The organism is Eisenbergiella porci (assembly GCF_009696275.1).
GTDB lineage: Bacteria > Bacillota > Clostridia > Lachnospirales > Lachnospiraceae > Eisenbergiella > Eisenbergiella porci.
The window spans coordinates 1-22,125 of the sequence record NZ_VUMI01000072.1; the positions used below are offsets into that span (position 1 = coordinate 1).

Sequence of the window (22,125 nt, forward strand, 5' to 3'; positions counted from 1 at the left end):
TTGTCCTATAACTTCTGATGGAGGGGGAACTCCTCCTTCCGTTATATCTATATAGATTTATTAGATTGGACTTTGTAACTGTTAACCAGTAGTCGTTCTTGACTACACCATTATTATACTAGGAGGGTTATCAATGAAAAAGAAAATGATCAGTATTTTATTGTGTGCGGCGCTGGGGATTACTACTCTGGCAGGCTGCGGAGGCGCTTCGGGAGGCACGACGGTGGCAAGTGAACCGGCAGCAGCCGTTGCGGAGGAGAGCAAGGAGAGCGCGGCGCCTGAATCCACGGAGGCGGCGGAGAGCCAGGAGAGCACTGCGGCAGCGGAAGCGGCGGTTGACGGAGGCGGGGAAACCCTGAATGTGCTCTGTCATTCCAGCTGGCGGACGGACGAGGCCAATGCGGTATTTGATTATGTGGCGGAGAAGTGCAATGTAAAATTTGAGTTCGAAGAGGTGCCGGAGGGCAGTTCAGGAAACGAGCTTATTTTTGCAAAGATGCAGTCAGGCGAGGTGCCGGATATTCTCTGGTGGCAGGGAGCGAAGACCAGCGCCACGGAAATTGGCGAGGATTTGTTCGTAGAGCTGTCAGGAGACTGGGTAAACGACTATAATGCCAGCATCCTGGAGTCTCCCAACCAGACCTACAACGGAAAACTGATTTGCGCGCCTTTCGGTGATGTTACAGTATTTGGCATGTGCTATAACAAAAAGGTATTTGCGGACAATCAGATCGAAATTCCGCAGACATGGGATGAAATGATGGCGGCCTGCGAGACGCTGAAGGCAGCCGGAGTGACACCGATGTATGTATCCGGTACGACAGACAATGAATGGACGCTTCAGATCATTCCCATTGACGCCAGGCTGAAACAGGAATCCATCGTGCCGGGAAGCATGGATTCGCTGAATTCCCAAGAAAAGCTCTGGACCGATATGGAATATATGCAGCTGACCTTTGACCGTATGAAGGAAATGAAGGATAAGGGTTACATCCAGGATACCTTCCTTTCCGACAGCTATGCTGATGCACAGGAAGCGCTGCTTACCGGTACGGCGGCCATGTATTCACAGGCAACCTGGATTTATGCGGAGCTGACGAAGCTTGCAGAATCCCAGGAGGAGTTGGAAAATATCGGATTTTTCCCCATCCCGGCAACAGAAGCCAAGGATTCCATCGCCTATACGGAGACTCCTACCGGCTTTGTAGTGCCTAAGGAAGGAAAGAAAGTGGATCTGGCAGTACAGATTGTAGGAGAACTGGTAACCAAGGAAGCTATGACCGAGTATTACAAGATGCATCAGGGAATTCCTGCAGTTAACGGCGTTGATGTTAAGCTGACCAGTATCCCGGCGGATGTTTCCGCACTCATTGAAGCAGGTAAAACAAGTACGCTGCCCAACACCATTTATTCCACGCCTTCCATGGCCAGCGACGTACAGGCTATGCTGGCCGGAGACAAAACTCCCAAGGACGTGCTTGCAGGCTATGACACAGACTGGGATACCTATGCGAAGGAAGCGGGAAATCCTGACTGGGGATATTGATTTGCGGCGGTAACTGTGAGGGGATTGGACCGTTGCCAAAAAAGAACAGAACAAGGCGGCAAATAACGGATGCAGATATCTGCTGCGCCAAAAGCGGGGAAGGGGCGGGAGGCACCTTCCCCCTGTTAAAGGAAGGGACGAATTATGCTAAGAAAAAAACAGTATCCGGTTTATTTTGCCCTGCCGGGCATCATCCTTTTTATTACTTTTTTTATTGTTCCGTTTCTGGTTGGGTTCCGGTATTCCTTTACCAATTGGAATTTCAGAAGAGCGGATTTTATCGGGCTGGAAAATTATATCAGTATACTTAAAAATCCAAATATGAGTATTGCCTTTAAGAACACCTTTTTATTTACGATAGTGACGACCGCGGGGAAGGTTTGCCTGGGCATGCTTCTGGCCGTGCTGCTGAACAGGAAGCTGCGGACCACGAATTATCTGCGTACCGTTTTTTATCTGCCTGCAGTGGTCAATTCCATTGCTATCGGCATTGTGTTTACCTCCCTGATGCATCCCTCCAAAGGGCTGATCAATACGGTAATCCGAGGTCTTGGAATGACCGGCTTCCAGCCGAAATGGCTGACCGATACCAGAATTGCCATGCTCTCTATCTGTGCCATTGAAATCTGGAAGTGGTCCGGCTATACCATGATGATTCTTCTGGCGGGGATGCAGAATATTTCCAGGGATTATTATGAAGCGGCAATTGTGGACGGTGCGACCAAATGGCAGCAGTTCAGAAACATTACGCTTCCCCTGCTGATGGCTTCCGTGAACAATGTGGTGGTGCTGAGCATCATCGGCGGGCTGAAGGTGTTTGATATTGTGGTGGCGACCACGGGAGGCGGCCCCGGCTATGCCACTGAGGTATTCAATACCATGATTTACAATTCCTACAGCTATCAGAAATACGGAGAAGCCACGGCAGGCACGACGCTGCTGGCCGTGATTATTCTTGTGATCACGTTATGCACCTATCAGACGATAGCCAAAAACGAGGTGGAGCTATGAGGGAAAAAAGGAAAAAGAAGATTAAACAGGCCGTGTTTGAGACAATCGGCGTTCTCATCAGCTTTCTGGTGCTGATCCCGTTTCTGATGGTTCTGGTGAATTCCATGAAAAGTAAAAGACAGGCAAATCTGCTTCAGCTGAACCTGAAAGGGATTTCCCTGGGGCAGATTGTGGAAAATTACGGCACGGTGATTAAAGAGGCCAGGCTGGTATCCAGCTTCCTTAACAGCGCGATTGTAACCTTCTGCGGATCTGCGCTGGTGCTGACCTTCGCTTCCATGGCGGCGTTTGTGGTAGTGCGCAGAAAAACAAAGGCCATGAAGGCGGTAAATAATTTTATCGTAATGGGGCTGACGCTGCCGCTGGCAATGGTTCCCGTATACTTTCTTCTGTCAAAAGTGCATATGACGACTGGTACAGGGGCGGTGGCAGGTGCTATACTGGTATATGCAGCCAGTATTTTTCCGTTTATCTTTTTTATCTATACGGGATTTATCAAAGAGATATCCGGTGAAATTGATGAAGCGGCGATTATTGACGGCGCAAGTCCGCTGCTGATGTATTTCCGGATTATTTTTCCGCTGCTCAAGCCGGTTACCATTACGGCTCTGATGCACTGCGTCATGACGATTTGGAATGATTTCGGAATCTCCCTGTATCTGCTCAACAGCGCCAAAAGGACGATGGCGGTGCTGACCACCTATTTGTTCATGGGGCAGAAGGCTTCGGACTGGCAGCTTTTGTTTGCTGATGTGGTTCTGGTTTCCATGCCGATCGTCATCCTATATCTGTGTATGCAGAAATATATTGTGGCGGGGCTGTCGGACGGAGCGGTTAAGGGATAGGTTATGAAGAAAAAATTTTTCAGTATGAAGCATAAATTTGTCATCATGGTCGCCAGCCTGCTTCTGTGTTTTGTGCTGGCGACAACGGTGATCTGGGGCGTCGCCTTTACGAGGAAAATTTCCGAAAGGGGCGTGGAGTATGCCTGGGAGATGACGGAGAGCGCGAATAAGAATGTGGAGGGCTATCTGAAGAAGCTGCGGCTGATTTCCTATATCCTGCAGAATAATTCGCTTGCAAAGCCCATACTGAATAAGACCTCCTATTCCAATGACAGCGAGCGGCTGACTGACATGAAAAATATGCAGCTGCTTCTGAAGGCCGTGATGACAGGGGCCGAGTATATGCAGAATATCTATGTATTTACGGAAAACGGGATGGAATTTTCTGCGGGAGGCTCGCTGTCAACGCCGGATGAACAGGAGCTGGAGCGCTATAAAAGGCTGGCGGGGGAGCAGGATGTGGTATTTTCGGTCCAGCCGGCCAGGGATAAATACGATTATCCCAAAATGATGCTGACAAAGCAGCTGGATCTGGGAAGGGGGAAGCCGCTCTGCTGGGTGGTCATGTCCATTAACTGCCGGGGAATTTATGGAATTTATAATGAAATGCAGCGGTGCAGCTTTTGTCTGAATAAGTTCATGCGTCTGAATGGAAATTTCCATATCGGCCGCATGTGTCCCCTGCGGGAGATGCCGGAGGCCTTTCAGGAACTGGAGGAACGCAGAAAAAAGGAATTTATGGATCTGCAGCCGGAGAGCGGGAGGGAGGAGGCGCAGGAATATAATGGAGGAAACGGCATCAGGCTGGAGGATGAGCAGAGGCTTACGGCTGCGCTGCGACAGGGGGATGAGACGCTGGCGGAGGAAACCGTAGACCATATTTTCCGGGAGATTTTTGAGGGGAATATCCTGCGTTCCGGCTGTACCCAGCTGTTTTCCGATCTGACTATCCTTTCCATATCTTTTTGCAAAAAACAGGGGATTCCTTATGAAAAGGTATATACGCACAGAACCGGCGTCATGGAGTATGTGGCGCAGATGGAAAAGCTGAGGGAGTGCGGAAAATTTTTTCATGAGCTTTTCGCTGCGATTATCCGGGAGAAAAAAGTGTTGGAGGGGCAGAATGGCTATTCCGTTCCGGTGAGAAAAATGGTATCCTATATCCATCAGCACTATATGGACGGGATATCTTTAGGGGACGCGGCGGATAATGCCAGTATGAACAGCTCCTATCTGAGCACCCTGTTTAAAAATGAGGTGGGCACGGGCTTCGTGGAATATCTGAACGAGGTCAGGCTGGAGCGGGCAAAGGAACTGATGGACAGCTCGCAGCTGAGGCTGAAGGAAATCATTGATGAAGTGGGCTTCTGCAGTTATCCTTATTTTTTCAGCCTGTTTAAGAAAAAATACGGGATGACGCCGAAGGAATATCAGAAGGGCCAGGGGCGGTGAGGCCTCCGGCTGGAAAAAGGAGAACAGGATGGCAGCATTTGATTTGGTTTTTCTGGGAACGGGGGCCGCGGACTGGCCCGTGAGGCCGCAGGCCGATGTGAGATATGATACGGACGGTCTCATCCGGCGGACCTGCAGCCTGCTTATAAACGGTAAATACCTGATTGATCCTGCGCCGGAATCCTGGTTTTTTGCCGTTAAGGTGCTTAAGCTTGATTTATCCGGGCTGAAGGCGGTTATACTGACGCACAGCCACGGGGATCATTTCAGCCTTAAGGCGCTGGATGGATTCCTGGGGGAGGCCAGGGGAAAGGTAGGCTTTTATTGCCATGAGGGTACGATACCCTCGCTGAAGCTGACGGAAAAGGAGCTGTCCCGGATGAGGCTGTACCCGCTGAAAACAGGGGACAGGGTGAAGCTGGGCAAGGTGACCATGCAGGCTTTGGGGGCGAACCATGAGGTGTCCAGGACCCGGGAGACGGCGCTGCATTATCTGTTTGCCTGTGAAGGAAAGAAATTTTTCTACGGCTGTGACGGCGCCTGGTTTCTTGCCCAGACCTGGTCGGTTCTCAGAAAGCATGAACTGGATCTGGCCATCATGGAGGCGACGGTGGGGTCCATGCGGGCCAATTACAGGATCGCCAGCCACAATACGCTGCCCATGGTGGATATGCTGGTGGAAGCCATGGAGGAATGCAGGATATTGAGGAAGGATTCCCTGGTAGTGCTGTCCCATCTGTCCCGGGAGCTGCACAGGCCGGATGAGGATTACGGAAGCAAAATAGTGGCTTACGACGGGATGCGGCTGGAAATATAGCGAATTGGAATAAATGCCGGTCAGGCAGTGAAAAAAGGAGCAGGGTTATGAAAACTAAGGTATGGGCACACAGAGGAGCCAGCGCCTACGCGCCGGAAAATACACTGGAGGCCTTCCGTCTGGCGGCGGAGCAGAAGGCGGACGGCGTGGAGCTGGATGTACAGCTGAGTAAGGACGGAGAGCTGGTGGTCATTCACGATGAAACCATTGACCGGGTGAGCGACGGCTCAGGTTATGTCAGGGATTATACGCTGGAGGAATTGAAGCGGTTTCATTTTAACAGGCTTCACCCGGAATATGCGGATGCGCGCATCCCCACGCTGGCAGAGGTGTATGAACTGTTAAAGCCCACAGGCCTGGAAATCAATGTGGAAATCAAGACGGGAATCTATTTTTATCCCGGAATAGAAGAAAAGCTGTTCCGGCTGGAACAGGCTTGGGGAATGCAGGGGAAAATTATTTATTCCTCCTTCAATCATTACAGTGTGATGAAGATGAGGGAGTATGATCCGAATGCCAAAACCGGTCTGCTGTATGCGGACGGCTTCCAGGATGTGCCCGGCTATGCGGCAGGGCTGGGAGCGGACGCTCTGCACCCTGCGCTTTATAACCTGCAGTATGAAGGCTTTCTTAAGGCCTGCCGGGAAAAGAAGCTCCTTCTTCACGTGTGGACCGTGGACGATGAAAAATACATGCGCTGTCTGGTGCAGGAAGGCATCGACGCGATTATCACAAATAAACCGGATGTGGCCCGCAGAATTGTGGATAACGGCTGATTTTTACGGGCCGGCTGTGGAAAAGCTATGGCTTATAGCCGTAGGAAATCAGCAGCCCCAGCGTCTGGATGATGGAAAGATTGTCTCTGTTTCCGTTGAGGAAGGAGGCAATTTTTCTTTGCCTGGAATAGTAGCTTTCAGCCTCCTGGCGGCTCATGCCATGGTTCATAAAGCCCTCCGCGCCGGCCTGGGTATCCGCGGCCATATCCTCCGGCATCCAGTGGTTGGCCCGGAGCAGATCGGAAACGGCTTGTTCATAATCTGGCTGGGCCGGGCTGATATAACGGACCTTGTCGTTGAGCCGGATATCCACATGCACAAGCCCCATACGTTCCATGAGGACAGGAAGCCTGATTCCTATGGCGTAGTCGCGTCCCTGGCATTCCCGTTCTTTTTTCCACAGACTGCGCAGACCGGTGCGGCTGCACAGCTCCCCATAATCCATTCCTTCGATGTACAGCCCGTCGCATTCCAGCTCTCTGTTTACCTCAAAGCAAGCGGTAATCCCTCCGGAGCGGGTGAAGGATACCATCCGTTCCAGAAATGCTTCCGCTCTGTCGATATGGCGGAGCACCGCCTGACAGAGAACCAGATCATAGCTGCATTCGGATGCTTTTTCCGGCATCCATTCCATAAAATCCGCACAGTGCAGAGAAACGGCAAAATCCGTATCACACAGCATGGCTTTTCCCTCCCGGATGAGTGTTTCGTCAAAGTCCACGCCGGTATAGGTGCTTCCCTCAGGAAGCAGCGGCAGCAGGAGGCTGCCCAGGAAACCATAGCCGCATCCGCAGTCCAGGACGCGGACGGGCTTTGTAAGCTTCCACACCTTTTCCACAAGGAAACCGATATAATCCTGGTTCCAGAAGGAATAACGGGTGCGGGTAAGATAATCCAGCTGCCTGCCCCAATAGCCTTTTTTTCCCTTATCTGTGGGAATATAGGCGGCATCCGGAAGAGGCTTGAGCCCCATCAGTTCATCCACGGATACGCCGAATATCCCGGACAGCTCCGGCAGCAGGGCAATATCAGGAAAGGTGACGCCGGTTTCCCATTTGCTGACGGTCTGCGGCGCCACGCCCAGAAGCGCGGCCAGCTGCTGCTGGCTGAGGCCGTGCTGTTTTCGTAACGGAGCGATTTGAAATTGAAATTCTGCCATAAAGTGGTCCCCCTGTAATCTAAATGCCGCGCGGCCGTTAAGCTTTTTTACATACAATAACGCCGCCGCATCCTGTTTTGTTCCGGCCGGTAAACATACTTTACCACAGATTGGCCAGTCCAGGTATCCCGTTCTGCGGGAGAATGCCCGCCTGATAAGCGGGCGGGGCCGGGAAAAATTTATCATCAATATGTACCATCCGCCGCATTATGAATGGCATGGCTGAATAGTCCCCCTTTTTCGGGGGGAAATTGTAAATATCCGGCATAGGACATCCTGTCCGCCAATAGATTAGTAAAAAAGGCGGATAGGTTTTTCTATGAAAAAAATATGCTTGCTGGTGATAGTCTCCATCATGGCTGCTATGCTTTCTGCCTGCGGCGGCGAAACAGAAAAAGAGGAGGACAGGAACAATCTGGAATTTACGGTGGTAAGCGAGGATAGGCTGCCGGATGAGCTGAAGGAAATTCTGGATCAGAAAAAGGAAAGCGCCTTCAAGCTGACCTATGCGGACGAAGGCTATCTTTACATCTGCGTCGGCTATGGAAAGCAGGAAAGCGGCGGCTACAGCGTGACGGTAAATGAACTGTATGAAACGGACAATGCCATTTACGTCAATACCAACCTGCTTGGCCCCAAAGCGGGAAGCTCGCCCGGGACCAGTCCCTCCTATCCTTATATTGTACTGAAAATAGAATTCAGGGACAAAACGGTAGTATTTGATTGAAGAGAAGCGGCAGGGATTCCTGTGAGCGTCCGTTTTTACAGGGTTCGGTGACTGTGTGCGGAAAATTCGGGCAGCCACAAATCCGGGCAAAGCGGTTGAAGAAAAAAACGGGTGTATGGTATAATGTTGGTGTAGCCGACATTATACCTGCGCATTCCGGTTTCTGCGTCCGCCGGAGAAAACCGGGCGCTAATTTCCGCCGGAGGCCCATATCCGCAGAGCGGATATGGTATAATGTCGGTGTAGCCGACATTATACCTGCGCCGGTTCGGGCAGGGCAGTGTACATAACAAAGAACCGCAGGCCGGCAACAGCAGAAGGAGAAAAATATGCTGCTTATCAAAAATACACATATGATAGACCCGGCGTCAGGCACTGACGCCAGGAAAGACATTTTGATTCAGGATGATAAAATCATAAAAATAGCAGACTCTGTTACGGAAAAAGAGGCTGCTGTTTTTTCCGGTGAGGAGGCGGACATGCTTCAGGTTATAGATGCCGGAGGCATGATTGCCGCGCCGGGACTTGTGGATGCCCATGTCCATTTCCGGGAACCAGGCTTTGAACATAAGGAAGATATCCGGACGGGAGCCCGTGCTGCGGCGGCAGGAGGCGTTACCACAGTGGTTCTCATGGCCAACACGAATCCATGCGTGGACAACCCGGAAACCCTTGCCCGGGTTTTGGAAAAAGGAAAGCAGACGGCAATCCATGTAACCACCTGCGCCAATGTGACCAGGGGAATGAAGGGGCAGGAGCTGACTGACATGCCTGCGCTCCTGGCGGCTGGCGCTGTGGGCTTTACCGATGACGGAATCCCTCTGCTTGAAGAGGAAACCGCGCGCAGGGCCATGGAACAGGCCGCCGCTCTGGGCGTTCCCATCAGCTTCCACGAGGAAAACCCGGCATTTATCGAAAATAATGGAATTAACAGAGGAAAAGCCAGCGCCTTTTACGGAATCGGCGGGTCCGACCGCCAGGCGGAAATCGATCTGGTGGCCAGAGACGTGCGCCTGGCGGAGGAAACCGGCGCCTGTGTGGTCATCCAGCATATCAGCACAAAAGAGGCGGTGCAGCTGGTAAGAGAAGCGAAAAAAAGAGGGGCCGACGTCCATGCCGAGGCGACGCCCCATCATTTTACCCTGACAGAGGAAGCTGCCATAAAATATGGAACCATGGCAAAAATGAATCCTCCCCTCAGGGAGGAAGCGGACCGTCTGGCCATCATAGAAGGCCTGAAGGACAACACCATCGACATGATAGCTACCGACCATGCCCCCCATAGCTCGGAGGAAAAGGCCAGGGAGCTGACAGCGGCCCCCAGCGGCATCATCGGGCTGGAAACCTCCCTCTCCCTGGGACTGGAACAGCTGGTGGACAAAGGAGAGCTTACCCTCTCCGAACTTATAGAAAGAATGTCCCTTGCCCCTGCAAGACTTTATCATCTGGATGCAGGCCGCCTGACAGAGGGCGGCCCCGCGGATCTGATTCTTTTTCGCCCGGAGGAAACCTGGAAAGCGGAGCATTTTCTTTCCAAATCCGCAAATACTCCCTTCCTGGGCCGTAAGATGAAAGGAAAAATCCACTTTACCATAGCAAACGGAAAAATTGCCTACCGTTCCTGACGGATACGGAAGAAAGGAAGAAAAATGGCACAGAAGAAAAAAGAACAAGCCACAGTATTGATGCAGCAGGAGATAGCCCCCGGGATTTATGACTGCCGGATAAGGACGGGCCTTGCCCGGGAAAGCGCCCCCGGCCAGTTTATTACCGTCTACCCCAGGGACAAAAGTACCCTTCTGCCCCGACCTATCAGCATTTGCGAAGTGAATAAGGAAGAGGAGACACTGCGCATTGTTTACAGGGTGGCCGGAAAAGGCACTGCCGAGTTTTCCGGTTACCGCGCCGGAGACACCATTGATATCCTGGGAGTCCTGGGGAACGGCTTCCCTCTTGATAAAGTAAATAAAGACCAGACGGCCTTTCTTATGGGCGGGGGAATCGGCGTGCCTCCCATCCTGGAGCTTGCAAAACAGCTGGACTGCAACAAGAAAATTATCGTCGGCTACCGTGACAGCAGCTGCTTTTTGCGGGAAGACTTTGAGAAAAACGGGGATCTTTATATCGCTACGGAAGACGGCAGCGTAGGAACCGCCGGAAACGTCATGGATGCCATCCGTGAGAATGCCCTCAAGGCGGACATCATATATGCCTGCGGCCCCATGCCCATGCTGCGCGCCATCAAAGACTATGCGCTGGAGGCGGACATCCCCGCCTATATTTCCCTGGAGGAAAGAATGGCCTGCGGCGTAGGCGCCTGCCTGGGCTGCGTCTGCACCACGAAAAATGTGGACACACATTCCCATGTGCATAATGCCCGCATCTGCACGGACGGCCCTGTATTTGAAGCCAGAGAAGTGGAAATCTGAAAAAGGCGCTTTCAGCCTGCCTGATACAAAGTGTGCTAAAGCATACAGATAGGAGCAAACATGAATACAAAAGTCAATATAGCCGGTATAGAATTCAAAAATCCCGTCATGACTGCTTCCGGGACTTTCGGTTCCGGCATGGAATACAGTGAATTTGTGGATCTGAACGCCCTGGGGGCCGTTGTTACCAAAGGTGTGGCAAACGTTCCCTGGCCCGGCAACCCCACTCCCCGTGTAGCGGAGGTTTACGGCGGCATGCTGAATGCCATCGGCCTCCAGAATCCCGGCATCGATGTTTTCATTGAACGTGATATTCCCTTCCTTAAACAATACGATACCAAAATCATCGTAAATGTCTGCGGAAAAACAATAAAAGAATATCTGGAGGTAGTGGAGCGCCTGGCGGATACGGACGTTGACATGCTGGAAATCAACGTATCCTGCCCAAATGTAAAAGAAGGCGCCATTGCTTTTGGCCAGAAAGCCGATTGTCTCTCTGAAATCACTTCCGCAATTAAAAAAGTTGCAAAACAGCCAATCATCATGAAACTCAGTCCCAACGTCACGGATATCACAGAGATGGCTATGGCCGCAGAAGCGGCAGGAGCCGATGCCATTTCCCTGATCAACACCCTGACAGGCATGAAAATAGACATCAACCGCCGCACCTTCGTCCTTGCCAATAAAACCGGCGGCATGTCCGGCCCGGCCATCAAACCTGTAGCCGTCCGTATGGTCTATGAATGTGCCCGGAAGGTAAAAATCCCCATCATCGGTATGGGAGGCATCACCACTGCTGAAGACGCCCTTGAGTTCCTCATGGCCGGGGCGACCGCAGTAGCCGTGGGAGCCGCCAATTTTATCAACCCCTATGCAACCCGGGATATCCTTGAGGGCATTCAGGCCTACCTCACACAAAACAAGATAGCCGGCATCAATGAGATCATCGGCTGTGTAAAATAAACATGGCCTGACGTCAAAAACCAGGAAAGAACCGGCCAGGAAGCTTTTACATTTTCCAGTCATATTTTCCCACTGATCGAATACATTGTACAAAGGCATTCGCGTGGAGGGATATTTGTATGGAATTAATAAAAAAGAATATACATATGGACCGCATCAAATGTAAAGCCAGTACGCAGATAACCATGGAAGACGATATCAACATCACCGATTCCAGGCCTGACGTGTACCAGCTCATCGAGGAGCAGGGCGAAGTGGTCATCGATGAAATCAGAGCGGTGCAGGACCATGTGTATGTGAAAGGCAAGCTGGAATTTTCGGTGCTTTATCTATCGGATGATGATGTGCGCCGCCCGGCCAGCATGCAGGGCAGCATTCCGTTTGATGAGCAGATTTATATGGAGGGCGTGGCTCCCACCGACAGTGTATCCATAAAAAAGGACCTGGAGGATCTCAGCGTCGGCATGATCAACTCCAGGAAGCTGAGCGTACAGTCACTGATCCGTTTAGGCCTGTATGTGGAAGAGCTTTATGACGAAGAGGCCGCCGTGGAGCTGAGCAGTGCGGAACCGGTGGAATTCCGGCAGAAGACGATTAACCTTGCCAGCCTGGCGATTCAGAAAAAGGATATTTTTCGCATCCGTGAGGAGATGGAGCTGCCCGGGGGATACCCCAATATCTTTGAAATCTTCTGGCAGAACTGCAGGCTTGGTGAAACGGATTTCCGTATTTCCGAAGGAAAGCTTTCCCTCCAGGGTGAGGTCCAGCTGTTCTTCCTCTATGAAGGGGAAGGGGAAAACCGTCCGGTCATGTGGTATGAGGCGGTTATCCCGTTCAGCGGCGTTCTGGACTGCCAGGGGCTGAGAGAACGGATGGTGGATGACATTGCCTGCCAGATCGGACATAAGGAAATCGAGGTAAAAGCCGATACCGACGGAGAAGAGCGAATTATAGGCCTGGAAATCGTTCTGGATCTGGATATGAAAATATATGAAGAAGAACAGACGGAAATTCTTTCTGACGTATATGGAGTGACGAAAGAGATAGAGGCGGTTTCCGGCGTGGGGAACCTGAAGCAGCTTTTGATGAAAAATACAGGAAAAACGAAGATTGCCGGTCATTTCAAGGTGGCTGCAGGGCTGCCCAAAATGCAGCAGCTGTGCCACAGTGAATGTGAAATCCAGCTGGCCGAAACCAAGATTGTGGAAGAGGGACTGCGCATCACCGGGGCGGCGGCAATCAAGAGCCTCTATGGCACAGGAGATCCCGAAGTACCTTATGACAGTATTTCAGGAACCATTCCCTTCAGCTATGTGCTGGAAATCCCGGGGATCAGCCCGGACTGCACTTACAAGCTGGACGCAGTGCCGGAAGGGCTGAGCGTGACCATGATTGATGCGGATGAAGTGGATGTAAAGGCAGTGCTCGTTTTCCATGGCATTGTTTTCAACCACTATGAGGAGCCTATGATACAGGAGGTAAAGGTGACGGATCTTGATCCGGATAAGCTGAGCAGCCTGCCGGGAATTGTGGCCTACATTGCCAGGGAGGGTGACAGCCTGTGGAATATCGGCAAGAAATATTACGTGCCGGTGTCTCAAATCAAGGATATTAATGAACTGGCTTCGGATGAAATCCATCCCGGAGATAAGCTGCTCATTGTAAAGGGAATTTCATAAAACAGGAAGGAAGCAGCGTAGTGCGCGTAAAGAATAGCGGCTACGTTGTTTTTTTGTTTGCATAAAATATCAAGTTTTTCTCATGAAATATCATTCATTAGAAAAATATCACGTGCTAAGATTATTTCATACAACAGAAATAGCAAATACAGGGAGGCGGGGAAAGTGAAAAAACAAAAAGAAAAGTTGTTGGGAAAAAAGATAAAAAAATATCATCAGCTTCTTTTCATGATGATACCAGCAATCGTATTTTTTATTATTTTTGCTTATATTCCTATGTATGGAGTAGTACTGGCATTTAAAGATTTCAGAATTATGGATGGAATTATGGCAAGTCCTTGGGTTCCCTTCTGTTACATGCTGAATAAATCGGAATGGGTGCCAGTACGATATAGAAGTAATTCGGTTGGAGTTTGTCGATAAATAAGCAGCCAGTCCGGTTGAATATGACATTCCCTGTATCCGGTATAAACTCCGGCTAAATAATGGTCTTTATTTTTAAAGGGAAGAGAAGATGGAATTCTCAAAGTATCAATAACCTGCTGTAACGAAGAAAGATTGTAACCACGCTCTGTACAGGATTTCATATCCTTTTTACCCCAATCCGTACCCCAATTTATACCCCAATCTTTATCAAACCGGAATAAACCAAGATAAAATATCATAAACTAAGACGAACTGTCAAATATACTTTATTCCCAGTATTTATGCGGCTTTGCAGGCTCAGGACGGCAAAAGATAAACATTGACGAACCAGCTCTAATTGTATATACTTAAGTACAATCAGTGTATACAATCCGGACGGAGAAGAAAATTATGGAATCAATTACATTAAAAGCGATGGCCAAGATCAATCTCGGCCTGGATGTCATAAGACGCAGGGAGGACGGCTATCATGAGGTACGTATGATCATGCAGACCGTCGGCCTGTATGATGAACTCAGCTTCCGCAGGCAGAAGGAGTCTTCTGTCCATCTGACCACGAATATGCGCGCGCTTCCCACAGACGGGCATAACCTGGTGGTGAAGACAGCGGAGCTTATCAGGAAGGAGTACGGGATCCGGGAAGGGCTGAACGTGCACCTGAAAAAGAAAATACCTGTGGCGGCCGGCATGGCCGGCGGAAGCACGGATGCCGCTGCAGTTTTTGTGGGGATGAATGAGCTGTTCGGGCTGGGGATGTCCCTTGAGAAAATGCAGAGCCTGGCAGTGCAGATCGGCGCCGATGTTCCTTACTGCATCCAGGGAGGAACCGCGCTTTCAGAAGGAATCGGAGAGCTGCTGACAGCCCTGCCGCCGGCTCCTGACTGCTTCTGTATTATAGCCAAGCCGCCTATTTATGTATCTACGAAATTTGTCTATGAGCATCTGCAGGCGGATAAGCTGGAAAAGCATCCGGATATCGACGGGATAATTGACAGCATCCGCGCCGGAAGTATCCGGGGTGTGGCGGAGCGGCTGGAAAATGTGCTGGAGACCGTGACGGAGAAGGAATACCCGGTGATTGCGCAGATCAAACAGTTCCACAGGGACAGAGGAGCGCTGGGCGCCCTGATGAGCGGAAGCGGCCCCACGGTTTTTGCGCTGTATGACAGGAAGGCGGAGGCATCTGCGGCTTATGAGGCCCTGAAAAGGTCAGGGCTTGCAAAGCAGGTGTATCTGACTTCATTTACCGACAAGACGTGCCTGACCAAATGATGCATACGCGCCACGCGCAGACAGGAGCAGTGATGAAGATAGAAGAAAACACAAACGATTACCTGCCGTTAAGGGACGTTGTATTCAATACCCTCAGAGAAAGCATTCTGAAGGGAGAGATGAAGCCCGGGGAAAGGCTGATGGAAATCCATCTGGCCAATAAGCTGGGCGTAAGCCGTACGCCTATCAGGGAAGCTATCCGCAAGCTGGAGCTTGAGGGCCTGGTTACCATGATACCCAGACGCGGCGCCGAGGTGGCGCAGATAACCGCCAAGGGCCTGCGGGATGTGCTGGAGGTGCGCCAGGCGCTGGACGCGCTGGCAATGGAGCTTGCCTGTGAACGGATTTCGGAAGAAGAAATCCGTGCGCTCAGAGAGGCCTGCGACCGGTTTGCCCAGGTCACCAGGACCCAGGATGCCGTAAAAATAGCGGAAGCCGACGTTGCGCTCCACGATATCATCGTACAGGGGAGCCGGAATGAAAAGCTGGCCCAGATGGTGGGAAACCTTTCCCAGCAGATGTACCGCTACCGCCTGGAATACATCAAGGATGTGAGCCAGCATGTGAGGCTGATTGAAGAACACGAGGAGATTTACAGGTGCATCAGCCGCCGGGACAAGGATGCGGGTGCGCGGGCTATTAAAATGCATATTTATAACCAGGAGCAGTCCATCATGAACCAGATTCAGCAATATAAGGGATCCTCCAGGGTATAGGATGCAGGGATGCTGTCAATACTTTCCAATATAAAGGACCGGAGGAAAGTGACAGCATGAAATATAAAGAAATTATCAGGGACATCGCGGCGGCAGGGCTGATTGCATTCAGCTTCTGGAGTGTTTTTTATCCGGAATTTACCTTCGCCACGGATGCCTATCAGAAAATAGAGGATGGAACGCCTGTGGAAGCCAACGGAAACGTGGCGGATTATTATGAGATTCTGGAAGCGGGAGAGGGCGAGGTGACGATCCGATTCAGCTTTATGGAAAAGCTCATGCCGGGAAAAGCGGATGCGGCCGTCAAACAGACGCAAGCGCAGAAGGAAGCGTCCGCAGCTGCGGTAAACGGGAAAGTGAGCGCGGCAAAGGACGGCAGGTGAACTCCATCATCGGAAAGAGCTGTGAAGAACGGCGGAATCGAGGAAGGAATGGCACAGGACATAAAAAAGCTGCGCAATGCGCCCATCGGGGTATTTGATTCCGGGGTGGGCGGCCTGACGGTGGCACGGGAGATTATGCGCCAGATCCCCAATGAAAAAATAGTATATTTCGGCGATACTGCAAGACTGCCTTATGGCAGTAAGTCAAAGGATACCGTTACCAGATATTCCAGGCAGATCGTGCGTTTCCTGGAAACCCAGGAGGTGAAGGCCATTGTGGTGGCCTGCAACACGGCCAGCGCCTATGCGCTTGACAGCCTGGAGAAGGAAATAAAAATGCCTATCATCGGTGTGGTAAAGCCGGGAGCCAAGGTTGCGGCCGAGGTGACGCAGAATGGCAAAATCGGCGTTATCGGTACGGAGGGAACAATAGGCAGCCAGATATATACGGAGTATATACATAATATCAATCCGGATGCGCGTGTCATCGGAAAGGCCTGCCCGCTGTTCTGCCCTCTTGTGGAGGAGGGGCTGTGGCAGGATCCGGTAACGGATGAAATCGCCTCCAGGTATTTGACGGAGCTGATAGACATCGGCATAGATACACTGATTTTAGGCTGTACCCATTATCCCCTGATCCGTTCCACAGTCGGCAGGATTATGGGAGATAAAGTAACGCTGGTGAATCCGGCCTATGAAACCGCCATTGAGCTGAAGCGGCTGCTGGCGGCGCATGGCCTGCTTAACCCCCAGGCGCCGGCGCTGGGAGACAATAAGTATAAGTTTTATGTAAGCGATGGTGCGGATAAGTTCAAAACGTTTGCCAATTCCATCATCAAGTACGGCATCCTGTCGGCTAAAACCATTAACATAGAAGAATACTGACAACAGACGGGAGGTCTGGAATAAATATGACAAAGGAAGTAATGGTTTCCATCAGAGGGCTTCAGTTTGACCAGGAAATGGACAGTGAAGAAATTGAAACAATCCAGTGGGGCCAGTATTATAAAAAAAATGATACGCACTACATTATATATGATGAGCTTATGGAGGGCTGCGACGAGCCGACAAGAAATATCATCAAGTTTAAGGAACATGAGATGAACCTCACCAAGCGGGGAACGGTCAATGTTTACATGGTTTTCGAAGAAAATAAGAAAAACATGACCAGCTACCTTACTCCCTACGGAAGCATCCTCATCGGCCTGGACACCAGCAGGGTTGCATTTACGGAGGAAGAGAAGGAAATCAGCGTCAATGTGGACTATGCGCTGGAGGTTAATTACGAGTACCTGGCAGACTGCCGGATAGAAATGCATATCAGGCCGAAGGACGGAGAAGAAATCAACCTGCTCTCCTGAAGCTAACGGACGGAAATAAAAAAAGATGCCATTGCAGAAGCACAAAACAGCTTTCTGCGGTGGCTTTTTTTGATAGGAAGGAAAGGTCATAAAAAGACAGCCGGAAAGGATAGTGACTTTTTATGACAAAACATTTATGATGAAAAAAAGCCCGGTAGAAAAGGAAAATTCCACCTCCCTATACCATTGAAAAGGAAAACATGCCCATGAATCATGAGGAAATCCTTCGCGGAGGCTGCCGTTTCTTTGTGCAGGAAAAAACCCAGGACAGGGAAACCGTGCTGAACGAGGGGGATTTTGTCATTATACCGCCGGAGATGAATCAGGCTGTTTTTACCGGCGGGGAGGATGCGGTTACCGTGAATATCATCCTGAAAAGGAGCACCTTCGGGGATTCCTTTTACAGCCTGCTTCTGGAAAATGACAGCATATCCGATTTTTTCTGGCAGATGCTCTACAGCAAGGGAAGCAACCGGGCGCTGGTGGTGCGCTGCGGTAAGGATGAACGGCTGCGCAGCATAGTCCTGGACATGTGCGGGGAAGGGCTTTTTTGCCGGAAGGGAGCGCCTGCCGGAGGCAATCTTATGATGAAGGGTTACGTAATGCTGCTGTTTGGCTGGACGCTGAAGGCGCATCAGCAGAAGATGGAGGATGTGGGCAGCATCAGCGCCAGCGAGGCGGTCCTGCCGGTGATGATCCGGTACATCCGCGAGAACTATACCACGGTTACGCTCACCTCGGTGGCAAAGCATTTTGGAAAAAGCGAGGGCTATCTGAGCCGCTATATCCGCAGGGAAACGGGAAAAACCTTCCGTTTTCTGCTAAAGGAATTCCGGATGAAGCAGGCGGCCAATATGATAGAAAATTCCACCTGCAATATGGAAGAGGTGGCGGCGGCGATCGGCTATTCCGATATCAGCTGTTTTTACAGGAATTTCAAGGAAAGCTTCGGATGTACGCCGTAGCAATACAGAAACAAGAGAAACAGGATAAAGGTGGAAATTTCCCACGGAGAGGTGCTGGATAAGGAGGGAAATTTCTATAATGCCAACTACCGCGCCGCCAAATCCAAGATTTATTACACCTGCTGCGACGGGGTACAGACCTATCAGCCTAAAATGACATTTTTCGGATTCCGTTATATCCGGCTGGATCAGTTTCCGGGGACTCCCCGCGCAGATCAGTTTTATGCGGTGGCGGTTCATTCCGACATGAAGCGCACCGGCCGTCTGCGTTCCTCCAATCCGCTTCTGAACCAGTTGTTCAGCAATATTATCTGGGGACAGAAGGGCAATTTCCTGGATGTGCCTACAGACTGCCCGCAGCGTGACGAACGTATGGGATGGACGGGAGATGCACAGGCTTTTGTCAAGACGGCAAGCTATAATTTCGATGTGGACCGGTTCTTTACCAAATGGCTGGCGGACATGGCGGCGGATCAGCTGCCGGACGGCTCCATCGGCCATGTGGTTCCCACCCTCTATGTGGGAAGCGGCAGTGCGGCCTGGGATGACGCCGCCGCCATCTGCCCATGGCAGATATATCTGACCTATGGGGATAAGGAAATCCTCAGGCAGCAGTTTGACTGTATGAAAAAATATATCGGCTTCATTACCAATAGCACAAAGGATCCGTACCTTTGGACGGGCGGGGAGCATTATGAGGACTGGCTCGGCCTGGACGCGCCTGTGGGAAGCTATAAGGGATCCAGCAGGGCGGATTTTATAGCCTCTGCCTTCTACGCCTACTCCACCTCCCTTGTGGTAAAGGCCGGCAGGGTGCTGGGAGAGGATATAAGTGAGTATGAGAGGCTGTACCAGGGGATCGTGGATACCTTCCGCAAGACATTCACAGATTACCGGACACAGACAGAGCATGTCCTTGCCGTACATTTCGGGCTTGCCGAGGATCCTCAGAAAACCGCAGATGCGCTGGCGGAGATGATTAAAGCCTGCGGAAGCAAGCTGCAGACCGGTTTTGTGGGAACCCCTTATCTGCTTCACGTGCTGAGCAGCTACGGACATACGGAGCTTGCCTATACCTTGCTTTTGCGCACGGAATATCCTTCCTGGCTCTATCCTGTTACCAAAGGGGCCACTGCCGTCTGGGAGCATTGGGACGGCATTATGGAAAACGGGGATTTCTGGAGCACGGATATGAACTCCTTCAATCACTATGCATACGGCGCGGTGGCCGACTGGGTATACGAGGCGGCAGGCATTCAGACGGTGGAGGATGCGCCGGGCTTTGCCAGGGTAAAAATAGCCCCCCAGCCCGACCACAGGCTGGACTGGCTGGAGGCTTCCATTGAAACAAGGAAAGGAACCGTCCGTTCCCTCTGGAAGCAGGAGGAAGGCAGAATCCGCTATGAAATAACCACGCCGTCACCCGCCGAAATAGTAATTGCCGGAGAGACGATAGAGGTGGAGGCAGGAGATTATATTTTTTACTCTGAAATTGCCTGATATAGTAAGAAAAGCCTGAAAAAAGGCTTATGATAAAAATGTCTGCAGGGCCGCCGGTCCGGGAGTGCATACCGCAGTCCCGGGACCGGCGGCTCTTTTTTGATACCAGGGAAGAGGTAATTTCCCGGAGCAGAAGAAAAGGGGGAAACAGCCGGAGGGATCTGTGATACAATATCAGAAGAAGGCAAAAATCCCGTATTGTTACGGACAGGCAGGAAACAGACAGGAGGATTACAATATGAGTGACTTGGAAGGATTGAAGTTAATACCGCCGCTTCAGGTGCCGCCGGAGCAGTTCCCGGAATCGGAGGAGCTGCCGGAGGGAGTTAAAACAGTGACCTGGAAGGACACCTATGGTTTTGGGGTGGAATTTCTTCCGAATGTGGTGTATGCCAACCGGGGAGGCATTAACCTGCATCTCCAGATTATGGTGCCCAAATCCGGGGAGGAGCCGGACAGAAAATGGCCGCTGATTGTATTTGTGCAAGGCTCCGCCTGGCATAAACAGGACGTTTTTGACCATCTTTCCAACCTGATGCGGATGGCACAGCGGGGCTTTGCCATAGCCATTGTGGAATACCGGCCCAGTGATATTGCGCCCTTCCCGGCGCAGGTCCAGGATACAAAGGCCGCTATCCGCTTTATGAAAATCAATGCCGGAAAATATCGCGTGGATGCGGACAGGACCGCTCTGTGGGGGGATTCCAGCGGAGGCCATACCGCGTTGATGGCGGGTTTTACAGGAGACGGGGAACCGGACATGGATGCCTACCGTGAACAGTCTGCCGCCGTAAAATGCATTGTGGACTGGTACGGCCCCACGGATATTGCAAAAATGAATTATTATCCCAGCGCCATGGATCACACACAGGCCGACAGCCCGGAGGGCTATGTCATCGGCCGCAGAAATGTCCTGGAAAATCCGGAGCTGGCTGACGCCACGGTTCCCATGAATTATCTTTCCCGGGAAAAGGAAACGCCGCCCCTGCTTATCATGCACGGCGGAAGCGACATGCTGGTGCCCTTTAACCAGAGCTGCAGATTGTACGAAAGGATGAGGGAGCTGGGGAAAAATGTGGAATTCATCAAGCTGGCCGGTGCCAATCACGGATTTATGGGATTCAACTGTGATGAAGCGCTGGATGCGGTGGAGGGATTTCTGCGGAAATATATATGAGTATCACAGGGGGAAGAAATGTTGAAATTTAAGACAGAAAAGCTTACGGAGCATATTACAAGAATCCATGCCTTTTGCGGCGATCCGGGAGGGAAATACGGATGATATTCCTTTTGAATTTATGGGGGTTAAGGCATTCATCGCTAAGGACATAGCGCCGGATATGTCCGGAAAAGACGGCGGCCGGGGCAATATTGTTTACAGCAAAGACCGGATCTGAAAACAGAGAAATGAAGGAATTAAAAATCCCCCGGGAGGCATTACACACATGCTTTACGGGGGATTGCTTTCAGTCGTCAAAAACTGTCCATATCAAATTTTCAGGCTTATTTCAAAGGCTTCGCGCCGGCTTTCTCCTGCAGCTTTTCCACATTGCGCTTGAACCAGCCCTTTTTCTTGGTGGGCTTCACGAGTGTGGTGCCGTGCAGGCCCTTCACTGCGGTGATGTAGATGCCGCTGACGGTGGCCTTTACCTCTTTCTTTACGGGAACGGATTCAAAAATGCTTTCTTCACAGACAAGTGTCATAACCTGAGGGCCAACCTTCGCTTTTACGATGGGAAGCTTGGAACCACGCAGCAGCTTGGGAGTCTGTTCAATGACGGTCGCGGGGAGTCCTGCGTCCTTCAGCTTCATCCTTTTCTTGTCAATAATCAGCATGGATACGGTCTGCTTATAAGCCTCGATCTGCTCCTGCTGTTCGGCCTGTTTCTTCTGGGCTTTCCTGCCGAGAAAATACAAAACAACAACGCCGACGATTAGAACTGCCAATATCACCAATAATACTATTGTTACTGTACTCACGTGGTAACCTCCTTAAGTTAGATGCAAAAATATTGTAGCAGACTTTCCGTGATTAAGCAAGGCATTCTGCATAATAAGCGCGGCTTTGTGTGGCTGCGCAGTCTGTTGGTTACTGTTG

Annotated in this window: 23 protein-coding genes; 20 read left to right on the forward strand and 3 right to left on the reverse strand. The window is 51.0% G+C overall.

Going from position 1 to position 22,125, the window contains the following annotated elements:
- The first annotated feature begins 133 nt into the window (after positions 1-133).
- The 6 genes from FYJ45_RS26360 to FYJ45_RS26385 all read left to right on the forward strand — a co-directional run bounded on the left by FYJ45_RS26360 (position 134) and on the right by FYJ45_RS26385 (position 6,447).
- Complete coding sequence (locus tag FYJ45_RS26360; RefSeq protein ID WP_154468002.1) at positions 134-1,546, forward strand: ABC transporter substrate-binding protein; 1,413 nt, start codon at positions 134-136, stop codon at positions 1,544-1,546.
- 144 nt (positions 1,547-1,690) lie between these two features.
- On the forward strand, positions 1,691-2,557 hold the full coding sequence (locus tag FYJ45_RS26365) for a carbohydrate ABC transporter permease (protein ID WP_021635284.1): 867 nt from the start codon (positions 1,691-1,693) through the stop codon (positions 2,555-2,557).
- Positions 2,554-3,402: a carbohydrate ABC transporter permease gene (locus tag FYJ45_RS26370; protein WP_195841998.1), complete on the forward strand. Its 849-nt coding sequence runs from the start codon at positions 2,554-2,556 to the stop codon at positions 3,400-3,402. Before FYJ45_RS26365 ends, FYJ45_RS26370 begins: the two co-directional genes overlap by 4 nt.
- A gap of 3 nt (positions 3,403-3,405) precedes the next feature.
- Positions 3,406-4,854: an AraC family transcriptional regulator gene (locus FYJ45_RS26375; protein WP_154468004.1), complete on the forward strand. Its 1,449-nt coding sequence runs from the start codon at positions 3,406-3,408 to the stop codon at positions 4,852-4,854.
- Positions 4,855-4,882: 28 nt separating this feature from the next.
- Positions 4,883-5,671 (forward strand): MBL fold metallo-hydrolase, encoded by a 789-nt coding sequence (locus FYJ45_RS26380; RefSeq protein ID WP_154468005.1) that lies wholly within the window; start codon positions 4,883-4,885, stop codon positions 5,669-5,671.
- Between the two features lie 47 nt (positions 5,672-5,718).
- A complete protein-coding gene (locus FYJ45_RS26385; protein WP_154468006.1) occupies positions 5,719-6,447 on the forward strand; it encodes a glycerophosphodiester phosphodiesterase in 729 nt (242 codons plus the stop codon).
- 25 nt (positions 6,448-6,472) lie between these two features.
- On the opposite strand, the gene FYJ45_RS26390 is transcribed toward FYJ45_RS26385, so the two are convergent.
- Entirely contained in the window at positions 6,473-7,606 is a 1,134-nt protein-coding gene (locus tag FYJ45_RS26390) for a helix-turn-helix domain-containing protein (protein ID WP_195841999.1), read from the reverse strand.
- A gap of 319 nt (positions 7,607-7,925) precedes the next feature.
- Here FYJ45_RS26390 and FYJ45_RS26395 point away from each other — a divergent pair, with 319 nt between their 5' ends.
- The 6 genes from FYJ45_RS26395 (at position 7,926) to FYJ45_RS29905 (ending at position 13,827) form a co-directional block, all read left to right on the forward strand.
- Positions 7,926-8,333 carry a protease complex subunit PrcB family protein gene (locus tag FYJ45_RS26395; RefSeq protein WP_021635292.1) on the forward strand — a complete coding sequence of 136 codons (408 nt, stop codon included), beginning with the start codon at positions 7,926-7,928 and terminating at the stop codon, positions 8,331-8,333.
- Positions 8,334-8,662: 329 nt separating this feature from the next.
- Complete coding sequence (locus tag FYJ45_RS26400; RefSeq protein WP_154468008.1) at positions 8,663-9,958, forward strand: dihydroorotase; 1,296 nt, start codon at positions 8,663-8,665, stop codon at positions 9,956-9,958.
- Positions 9,959-9,982: 24 nt separating this feature from the next.
- Positions 9,983-10,762 carry a dihydroorotate dehydrogenase electron transfer subunit gene (locus FYJ45_RS26405; RefSeq protein ID WP_154468009.1) on the forward strand — a complete coding sequence of 260 codons (780 nt, stop codon included), beginning with the start codon at positions 9,983-9,985 and terminating at the stop codon, positions 10,760-10,762.
- Positions 10,763-10,822: 60 nt separating this feature from the next.
- Positions 10,823-11,725, forward strand: a complete 903-nt coding sequence (locus FYJ45_RS26410) for a dihydroorotate dehydrogenase (RefSeq protein ID WP_154468010.1) — start codon at positions 10,823-10,825, stop codon at positions 11,723-11,725.
- Between the two features lie 119 nt (positions 11,726-11,844).
- Entirely contained in the window at positions 11,845-13,404 is a 1,560-nt protein-coding gene (locus FYJ45_RS26415; RefSeq protein ID WP_154468011.1) for a DUF3794 and LysM peptidoglycan-binding domain-containing protein, read from the forward strand.
- A gap of 165 nt (positions 13,405-13,569) precedes the next feature.
- Positions 13,570-13,827: a hypothetical protein gene (locus FYJ45_RS29905; protein ID WP_195842003.1), complete on the forward strand. Its 258-nt coding sequence runs from the start codon at positions 13,570-13,572 to the stop codon at positions 13,825-13,827.
- Here FYJ45_RS29905 and FYJ45_RS26420 read toward each other — a convergent pair.
- Positions 13,758-14,069, reverse strand: coding sequence for a type II toxin-antitoxin system YafQ family toxin (locus tag FYJ45_RS26420; protein ID WP_154468012.1), 312 nt, complete (start codon positions 14,067-14,069; stop codon positions 13,758-13,760). The genes FYJ45_RS29905 and FYJ45_RS26420 overlap by 70 nt on opposite strands.
- Positions 14,070-14,220: 151 nt before the next feature.
- On the opposite strand from FYJ45_RS26420, the gene ispE reads away from it, so the two are divergent.
- From ispE to FYJ45_RS26460, 8 genes are all read left to right on the forward strand, one after another.
- The gene (gene ispE / locus FYJ45_RS26425) at positions 14,221-15,102 is read left to right on the forward strand and encodes a 4-(cytidine 5'-diphospho)-2-C-methyl-D-erythritol kinase (RefSeq protein ID WP_154468013.1); all 882 of its coding nucleotides are present in this window, start codon (positions 14,221-14,223) and stop codon (positions 15,100-15,102) included.
- A gap of 32 nt (positions 15,103-15,134) precedes the next feature.
- The gene (locus FYJ45_RS26430) at positions 15,135-15,818 is read left to right on the forward strand and encodes a GntR family transcriptional regulator (RefSeq protein ID WP_154468014.1); all 684 of its coding nucleotides are present in this window, start codon (positions 15,135-15,137) and stop codon (positions 15,816-15,818) included.
- A 56-nt stretch (positions 15,819-15,874) separates the two neighbouring features.
- Positions 15,875-16,201 (forward strand): hypothetical protein, encoded by a 327-nt coding sequence (locus FYJ45_RS26435; protein WP_154468015.1) that lies wholly within the window; start codon positions 15,875-15,877, stop codon positions 16,199-16,201.
- Between the two features lie 48 nt (positions 16,202-16,249).
- Positions 16,250-17,086 carry a glutamate racemase gene (murI, locus tag FYJ45_RS26440; RefSeq protein WP_154468024.1) on the forward strand — a complete coding sequence of 279 codons (837 nt, stop codon included), beginning with the start codon at positions 16,250-16,252 and terminating at the stop codon, positions 17,084-17,086.
- 26 nt (positions 17,087-17,112) lie between these two features.
- Positions 17,113-17,562 (forward strand): DUF1934 domain-containing protein, encoded by a 450-nt coding sequence (locus FYJ45_RS26445; RefSeq protein ID WP_154468016.1) that lies wholly within the window; start codon positions 17,113-17,115, stop codon positions 17,560-17,562.
- A 206-nt stretch (positions 17,563-17,768) separates the two neighbouring features.
- Positions 17,769-18,527 carry a helix-turn-helix domain-containing protein gene (locus FYJ45_RS26450; protein ID WP_195842000.1) on the forward strand — a complete coding sequence of 253 codons (759 nt, stop codon included), beginning with the start codon at positions 17,769-17,771 and terminating at the stop codon, positions 18,525-18,527.
- A gap of 24 nt (positions 18,528-18,551) precedes the next feature.
- Positions 18,552-20,027, forward strand: coding sequence for a family 78 glycoside hydrolase catalytic domain (locus tag FYJ45_RS26455; protein ID WP_276893295.1), 1,476 nt, complete (start codon positions 18,552-18,554; stop codon positions 20,025-20,027).
- 238 nt (positions 20,028-20,265) lie between these two features.
- Positions 20,266-21,204: an alpha/beta hydrolase gene (locus FYJ45_RS26460; protein ID WP_154468018.1), complete on the forward strand. Its 939-nt coding sequence runs from the start codon at positions 20,266-20,268 to the stop codon at positions 21,202-21,204.
- Between the two features lie 326 nt (positions 21,205-21,530).
- Here the strand turns inward: FYJ45_RS26460 and FYJ45_RS26465 are convergent, their stop codons facing one another.
- Positions 21,531-22,007, reverse strand: a complete 477-nt coding sequence (locus FYJ45_RS26465) for a hypothetical protein (protein ID WP_276893292.1) — start codon at positions 22,005-22,007, stop codon at positions 21,531-21,533.
- Positions 22,008-22,125: the final 118 nt, after the last annotated feature.